Origin of the sequence: Streptomyces sp. H27-C3 (genome assembly GCF_030063415.1) — a bacterium.
In the GTDB taxonomy this organism is placed as follows: Bacteria; Actinomycetota; Actinomycetes; order Streptomycetales; family Streptomycetaceae; genus Streptomyces.
Genome location: NZ_JASITA010000003.1, coordinates 326,363 through 333,944, shown reverse-complemented (window position 1 = coordinate 333,944; position 7,582 = coordinate 326,363). Strand labels below are relative to the sequence as shown.

5 protein-coding genes and 1 pseudogene are annotated in these 7,582 nt (G+C 66.9%); 1 reads left to right on the top strand and 5 read right to left on the bottom strand.

What is annotated here, in order from left to right; all coding sequences use genetic code 11:
* Nucleotides 1-246: 246 nt before the first annotated feature.
* Nucleotides 247-1,519, top strand: a pseudogene (locus QMK30_RS04825) (IS1380 family transposase).
* Nucleotides 1,520-1,682: 163 nt separating this feature from the next.
* On the opposite strand, the gene QMK30_RS04820 reads toward QMK30_RS04825, so the two are convergent.
* From QMK30_RS04820 to mycP, 5 genes are all read right to left on the bottom strand, one after another.
* Complete coding sequence (locus QMK30_RS04820) at nucleotides 1,683-1,982, bottom strand: WXG100 family type VII secretion target (RefSeq protein ID WP_283515871.1); 300 nt, start codon at nucleotides 1,980-1,982, stop codon at nucleotides 1,683-1,685.
* A 66-nt stretch (nucleotides 1,983-2,048) separates the two neighbouring features.
* On the bottom strand, nucleotides 2,049-2,408 hold the full coding sequence (locus tag QMK30_RS04815) for a WXG100 family type VII secretion target (protein WP_283515870.1): 360 nt from the start codon (nucleotides 2,406-2,408) through the stop codon (nucleotides 2,049-2,051).
* 102 nt (nucleotides 2,409-2,510) lie between these two features.
* Complete coding sequence (locus QMK30_RS04810) at nucleotides 2,511-3,713, bottom strand: S8 family serine peptidase (RefSeq protein ID WP_502963062.1); 1,203 nt, start codon at nucleotides 3,711-3,713, stop codon at nucleotides 2,511-2,513.
* A 1,886-nt stretch (nucleotides 3,714-5,599) separates the two neighbouring features.
* Nucleotides 5,600-6,076: a DUF2563 family protein gene (locus QMK30_RS04805; RefSeq protein ID WP_283515868.1), complete on the bottom strand. Its 477-nt coding sequence runs from the start codon at nucleotides 6,074-6,076 to the stop codon at nucleotides 5,600-5,602.
* Between the two features lie 195 nt (nucleotides 6,077-6,271).
* A complete protein-coding gene (gene mycP, locus QMK30_RS04800; RefSeq protein ID WP_283515867.1) occupies nucleotides 6,272-7,516 on the bottom strand; it encodes a type VII secretion-associated serine protease mycosin in 1,245 nt (414 codons plus the stop codon).
* Nucleotides 7,517-7,582: the final 66 nt, after the last annotated feature.

The window sequence follows — 7,582 nt, the reverse complement described above, 5'->3', positions numbered from 1 at the left end:
TACGGCACCTCGCCGCGTTGTCGGAACGCCCGAATACGTCCAGTATGCGAACGTCCCTCCGCCTTGCGATGCACCGCATCTGACGCCGTGCGCTGATCCACCAGGGATTACGGGACAGCCCTTAGCCTCGAGCTTTCACGTGGCTGGGTGTCCGATGCATGATCGGAAACGCGAAGAGTGCTCCTGACCTGCAACGATAGGGCTTGTCTAGAGTCCAGGTCATCGCATGAAAGAAGCACTCCTCAGGTGAACAAGCGTATCGGGTCCTATCCACGTGTCCGCATCGAGGGCGGTGGCCGGGCGGTGGTCTCCCAGGCCGGAGGAGTGCTGCTGGTCGAGACGGTCCGCAAGAGCGGCCTGGACACCGCGATATCGGCGGCGCTCGCACCGTGGCGGCGTCCTCGGGCGGTACATGATCCGGGGAAGATCCTGCTGGACGTGGCCCTGGCGGTCGCGCTGGGCGGGGATTGTCTGGCGGATGTCGCGATGCTGCGGATCGAGCCGGCCGTGTTCGGGCCGGTGGCCTCCGACCCGACAGTCTCCCGGCTCATCGACAAGCTCGCCGCGGCCGGACCGAAGGCTCTGACCGCGATCCGGTCGGCCCGGGCCGAAGTACGAGAGCGGACCTGGAGGTTGGCCGGCACCTCGTCACCGGACGCCACAGGACAGGTAATCGTGGACCTGGACGGAGTGCTGGTACTGGCCCACTCCGACAAGCAGGACGCGGCCGCGACCTGGAAGAAGACCTACGGACATCATCCGCTCATGGGCTTCGTCGACCATGGACGCGGCGGCACCGGAGAGCCGGTGGCAGCCCTGCTGCGGCCCGGGAACGCGGGCAGCAACACCGCCGCCGATCACATCACCGCCACCCAGCTCGCCCTGGCCCAGCTTCCCAAGCGATACCGACGAGGCCGCTCCACCTTGATCCGCACCGACTCCGCCGGCGGCACCCACGAGTTCGTCGCGTGGCTCGCGAAACGCGGGATGTGGCTGTCGTACTCGGTCGGGATGACCATCACCGATGCCATTCACCAGGCCGTCCAGAAGGTTCCCACCTCCGCCTGGACGCCCGCCGTCGAACCGGGAGGCGAGATCCGTGAAGGTGCCTGGACCGCCGAACTCGACGGCGACGTCCTGAAGGGCTGGCCGCAAGGGATGCGGCTGCTCGTCCGCAAGGAACGTCCCCACCCAGGCGCCCAGTTGCGCTTCACCGACGCCGACGGACTGCGGCTGACCTGCTTCGCCACCAACACCACCGACGTCCCGATCGCCGTACTCGAACTACGGCACCGCCAGCGAGCCCGGGCCGAGGAACGTATCCGCAACGCGCGCGCCACCGGCCTGCGGAACCTACCTCTGGGAACCTCGCCGCCTGCGACTGCGGCTGTTCTCCGCCGCCGCCCAGCTCGTCACCACCGGCCGCCGTCGGCACCTGAGATTCACCCGCCACTGGACCTGGACGGATGTGATCACCAGCGCGATCCAGCGACTCGACGCACTCCCAAACCCTGGCTGACCAGCCGCAACCGCCCGTCCCGACGAACTCGAACCACCCACCGGAACTGTGGAACCCGGCGCACACCCGACGCGACAGCCGGGCCACGGGTCTGCCCGTCACCGGCCCGGCAAACCGAAACGGGCCGCCGGGGAATCCGACGGCCCGTCACGAAAGTTCGAGGTTAGTGGAAGTTCTGCGCGCTCTTGATGTCCCCGGCCTTGTAGTCGGGGGCCGCCCGCTGGACCGCCTGTGAGATCTGAGTGAGGGAGGTGTGGATGGCCTTGGCTTCCTTGTCCCAATCGCGCTGGGCGGTGTTGTACGCCTCTCGGGCCTCGCCTTCCCAGAGATCGGAGATGGCTGCGATCTTCCCCCGAATGGCGTCGAGGCTCTGGTCGAGCCTGTCTGCCTGGGCCTTGATATCCCTGGCCGCGTCATCGAGCCGTGCGTAAGTGACAACCGTGCTGCCGTCGTCATGCCCCATAAGGTCCTCCTAAAGGTGTTTCCGCTTGTGATGTGGCGGCCGACCGCGAGCTGTCGCCGCCGAATGTCAGTACTTGTTGAGGTTGGAAGTTGCCCTCTCCGCTCCTGCGTCGCCCGAGTAGCCTTCGGCCACGTCAATTCCCTTCAGGGCTGCCTCGACCTCATCCTCGGTGTTGCCGGAAATGGTACGCGCAGCCTGGATCGCTTCCTGGAACTTGAGCAGCAATTTTCCGATCCGCACCATGTTGTTGTTGATCTGCGTCTGCTTCGCATTGAACGCGCCGGCGCCGATTCCCTTCCAAGCACCTTCCAGGCTGTCAATCGTTGCCTGCAGGGCGTGCAGTTGCCTCTTGACGCTGTCGTAGTTGGTGGTGAGTTCGGTTTGCAGCTGCCCGAGGGCTTGGCCGTTTACCTTCTGGACTGACATACGACGGCATTCCTCTCTACAGGCCTCGTTGGGCCTCTGTCTCACCAGCCGGGGCGTGAACTATGACGGCTGGTGAATGCTGTTGGGGTGAAGCACCTGCGGTCAGGCGCTGCGGCGTCTGCGGACCAGGAAGAAAGCTCCTGCAGCGACGGCCGCTGCGGCGGCGACCGAGCCGAGGATCAAGCCCAGATGGCTGCCGTCCCCGGCCTTCTTGCTGGAGCCTGCCACGGCCGCGTCGTCGCCCGGCTTGCTGCCCTTCGAGCCTTGTGACGTGGCTGGAGCGGAGGGAGCGGGGGAGCCCGGGGGGCTGGACGTCTTCTCGTTGGTGAGGGGGTTGACGTCTGGCGCGCCGGGGTTGCCCTTGCCCTTGAGAATGTTCATTCCTGGGCGGATGATGCCGTGCCCCAGGTAGTTGCTGATAGTGCCCTTTTCCCAGTCCGTGCCACGTCCGGCGGTGTCGAAGAGAACCCGAAGAACCTGGTTCGCGGTCCAGTCCGGGTGCGCGGACCAGACCAGGGCCGCGGAGGCCGAAGCAATTGCAGTGGCTGCGCTGGTTCCGCCGTCACCGTCGCAGTAGCTTTGGAATTTCGTGTCGCACCAGCCCGGGATGTTGTTGCCGGGGGAAGCGATATGAACGTTTCCACCGTGCTGGGAGTACCTCGCTACTTGGCCTGCTTCGTCGGCCGAGGCAACGCCGACAACCTGCGGGTAGGCGGCTGGGTACTGCGCCTTGTTGCCTTCCTTGGCGTTATTGCCGGCAGCAGCGAAAAACAGCTTCCCCTTGCTCTCCGCGTATTTGACAGCCTCCCTCTCCGTCGGGCTCGAATACTCGCTACCGAAAGACATGCTGATGATTCGCGCATCGCTGTCTGCCGCGGCTCTGATGGCATCTTCCGCGTCCTGGCTGTTCACCCGATGCTCATTCTGGAACTCGGTGTTTGAGATCCGCATCGGGATGATCTTCACTCCGGGGGCGAGGCCTCGCAAGCCACCCCCCTTACCTGTGCCGGCGATCAACTCGGCCATGGTCGTCCCATGACCGGTGTAGTCATCCGTCGCTTCACCTTCGGCACCCGTCGCATCCACCCCCTCCAGGACCTGTCCGTTCAACGAGGGGGTGGACTGGTTCACGCCGGTATCAATAACGGCGACCCTGACGCCTTCGCCGGTGGTTGTCTTCCACATCTCCTCGGCGTGCATGGCGTCCAGGTACCACTGCTTCGATCGCACATCCGCCGCGACTGCGGCTGGGGCCGCACCGGCGACAGCAATGCTCCATGCGCCGGCCAGGGCCAACGCGCAGATCAGACCCCGCCGCAGAGCGCGCGACGCCGCGGAGTGCCTGCGCTCCTGGCTCGTTCCACCTCTCACCTGAATTCCGAACCTTCCCTGTGCTTAGTCGATCACCGGCGGTACCGAACCGCGTCGCCGCGCCGCCCATGTCTCTTCGTCTTCCGTCAGGTAGTCCGGACGCACCGATCCGGTGCGTTCCTGCTCCCCATCGCTGGGTCGCTGCCGACCTGGGCGGCCAACCAAGCCGGTGCCCCCGGGCGTAAAGCCTCCCGCGGCGGGCCGCGAGCCTGGGGCGCCGCTACGGGGAGTACCGACAACTCCGTTCGAGCTGGGAGTGCCCCGCCCGGTGGGTGCGCCGTTCGCAGGGTTCGCCCCGATGACTCCGGATTGGCGGGGCTGCGCAGCCGAGGTACGCCCCGGTGTCGTTGCTTCGCCGCCGATGACAGTTCCGCGTGGGATGCGTGATCCGGCCGAGCCCGGAGCGGCCCGCTGCGGTGTGCCGGCCACGATGCCGGCGGCACGACCGGCACGAGGGCCCGCGGAGCCGCCTGGGCCTGCACGTCCTGCCGTCGGTTGCCCTGACGTACCCGGCCGTCCGGCCGTGGGGCTCTGGCCTCCGGCCGCTCCAGCAGCGCCTGCGCGGCCAGCCCCTGCGGCACCACTGCCCATGGCCCCAGGCCGACCAGCTGCGGGAGTCTGGCCTGCGGCCCCGGTTACACCTGCACGTCCAGGCGCCGTGGCACCACTGCCCATGACCCCAGGGCGCCCAGTTGCTCCCGTTGCCCCTGCGCGTCCACCTGCTGAAGCACCGGTCCCAGCGGCGCCGGGCCGTCCGGCTGTTCCGACTCCCGGACTGCCGGCTCTACCCGACGCTCTCGATGGCCGTGACGCCCCCCCTTGCACGGGTTTCACGAAGCTGTTCGCCGCGTGCGGAAGCTGGATGCCCGGAGGGTTTCCCGCTGTGGTGGCAGGCGGAGCCGGTGTGGCGCCTGGCGATGTGACGGGGGCCGGCGGGGCCGTAGCGCTGTCGATCTCCATCGACGTGTCCGGAACCGGCGCGACCGAACCGAGGCCTTCAGTCCGGGACACGCCGCCCATTCTGCTGTAGTCCGCAGATCCCGGCACAGATTGGGGCGCGGCAACTCCCGCAGAATCGGCACCCGTCGCAGGCGCCCCGGAAGTTGTTCCGGGGGCAAGCTCACCTTTCGGCCGGGGAACATCCGCCTTCAACATCCCAGGAAACTTCGGCGGCTCCTGCGCCGCCAGCGTCTGCTCCGACACCGCGTAGAACGACGCCAGGCGGTTCATCTGGTTGATGGCCTCCTGGCGGTCCTTCTCCACCTTTACGGCCTTCTGGTAATCCGCGTTGTCCTCAGTGCGCTCCGGAAGCTCGAAGTCCTCGGGGCGCTTCTGGACGAAGCGGCCGTCGCGCTCCGGCTTCGAGCTGCGTACCGATGCCAGGCCCGTGCCCGCGACCGTGATCTGCGTGCCAGCCGCGTCCGCGAAGCCGCCGAGCAGGACCGCGTGATCGGCGAGCGCTTTGCCGAACCGACGGAATTCGGTGGCGGCCTCGCCCTTCCATTCGACCCTGGTGACGTAGTCCTCAAGTTCGCGCGCAGCATCCTTGAGCCCGTCCCTGGCCTTCCAGAGGGCGTTTCCCGCGTTTTCCAGGTCTTCCGGGTTCGCGGTTTCGATGAGGTCGAGCATCTCGTTGAGCTGGCGGCCTTCGAAGTCCGACCGGCTGAAGACCCTCCCCTTGCGGGTGCTCAAGCCGGCGTCCTTCATCACCTCCGAGATCTTCTCGGCAACCTCGGTATGACCGAGCTGCTGCGCGACTCGCACCTGGTCCTGCCTGTGCTGGGCCTTGGGGCTCGGTGCAGGCTGATTCTCGTCACCCATCAGCTGTCTCCCAAGTCGTGCGTTCCACCGGTCTCTTCGTTACGCGGTGTCTCGGACTTCGCGTCCTTCTGCTGCTCGCGCCGTTCCTGCTGCCGGTCGTGCTCCTGGTCGAGACGAGCCTGAATCGAGTGGAACCTTCGCCGCAGATCTTCTTCAAGGTTGTCGAAGCCAACCTCCGCACCGTGCACGGCGATGCTCAACAGCTCTATCTGGTCCCCAAGCGACTTGGAGAGTGTGACGAGTTCCTCGTGAACGCGGTTGTACTGGCTGAAGAGCCCGTCCGCCTCCGTGAAGGGTGCGTTGCCGCCGCTGAGAGACCCTCGGGAGATCCGCTGGGCAGCCACGTTGGCGCTGCCGCCCGCGCCGCCCTCGAAATCCTTCAACAACCCGTTCACGCGCGTCTGAAATCGTTTCAGCGCACCAACGCCCCGCTCGAGGTCACTCCCCCCGCCCCTGCCCCCGCTTACATCGAGCACTACGCCCGCGCCTCCCCGTTACCCCGTTTGCTCAAAACCCCGCACGTTGCGATCGCAGTGACGCCAACGTCACTGATCACCTGCGCGTCACTCTAGCCACTCACTGTGACAGGCCCAACTGGCTTAAGTGCGCGTTGACTTCCGGCATGAGTGACTTCAGGCACATGAGTGACTTCAGGCACACGTCAACGGTGCCTACCGCGGCCACCGCACCGTCCGCCGCCGCGCGTCGCGGAGGGCCACCGCGCCGCCTGTGATCGCGGCCACCAGGACTCCGCCGCCCACCACCACATACGTGGCGAGGCGCTCCGTACGGTCCTCCGGCGCTTCGCCAAGGTGGAGTTCGGCCGGGGTCGGCGCCTCCGCCTTGGTTACACCCTCATGGGCGACCGGGCGGTCGATGGGCCTGTCGTCCTCCGTTAGAGCGCGTACCGGGTCGACCACACCCCAGCCCACCAGGCGGTCATGGCCGTCCACCGATCGCTCTGCCGTCTGCTGGATCTGGGCGACGATCTGCTGCGGTGTCCAGTCCTCGTGTTTGCTCTTGATGAGTGCCGCGATTCCCGCGACGTACGGGGCGGAGAAGCTCGTACCGTTGTCGGCGCAGTGTCCGCCGCCCGGCACCGTGGAGACCATGTCGACGCCGGGGGCCGCGATGCCGACGAACTCGCCGGACTGCGAGAACGCCGCGCGCTCGTTGTTTCGGTCCGACGAGGCGACGGCCAGGACACCTTCGAACGACGCCGGATAGGTCTTCTTGACGTTGCCGCCGAGGCCGTCGTTGCCCGCCGATGCGACGATCACGATGCCCTGGGCCAGCGCCGAGTCCACCGCCTGCTTGAGGATCGGTGCGGGCTCCACCGCGTTGGCCGTGTCCTGCGAGATGTTGATGATGTCGGCCCGCGCCTGGATCGCGTAACTGATTGCAGCAGCAAGCGTCTTGGCCGTGCCGTTCCCCTCGGCGTCGTTCTGCTGGATGGGGATGATCGTCGCGGCGGGGGCCAAGCCCACGAAACCGGTGCCCTTCGCCGGGCGCGCGGCGATGATGCCCGCGATCTTGGTGCCGTGGCCCACCGTGTCCGTGGTGCCGTTGGCCTTGCCGCGTTCCAGCTTTTCGCCCTTCGCGTCCTTCAAGGGAAGCAGGTTCCGGCCGCTCTGGGCGTCCACCGCACTCTTGAGCTGCGGGTTCTTGATGTCCACGCCCGTGTCGATGACCGCGACCCGCACGCCTTTGCCCGTGGACTGCGTCCACAACTCGTCGAGCAGTACGCGCTGCAGCGACCAGGGGCGGCCCACGTACTTCTTGCCCGGGAAGGTGCATTGGGTGCTCGAATCCGCGACTGCGACGGGCGCGGGCAGGCCCAGGAAGGTGATCGCGGTGGCTGCCGCGACAGTGAGGAGCGGCCGACAGGCATTGGCGCGTGCGTGGGTGTGCGTCATGTTCGGCCTGTTCCTCACGAATCTCATGAACCCCACGGCCGCCACGAACCTGACCACCCCCACCGC

Bases quoted from the DNA above. Each gene is read 5' to 3' on its own strand.
- QMK30_RS04815 (WP_283515870.1), bottom strand. From the start codon at position 2,408: ATGTCAGTCCAGAAGGTAAACGGCCAAGCCCTCGGGCAGCTGCAAACC.
- QMK30_RS04820 (WP_283515871.1), bottom strand. From the start codon at position 1,982: ATGGGGCATGACGACGGCAGCACGGTTGTCACTTACGCACGGCTCGAT.
- mycP (WP_283515867.1), bottom strand. From the start codon at position 7,516: ATGACGCACACCCACGCACGCGCCAATGCCTGTCGGCCGCTCCTCACT.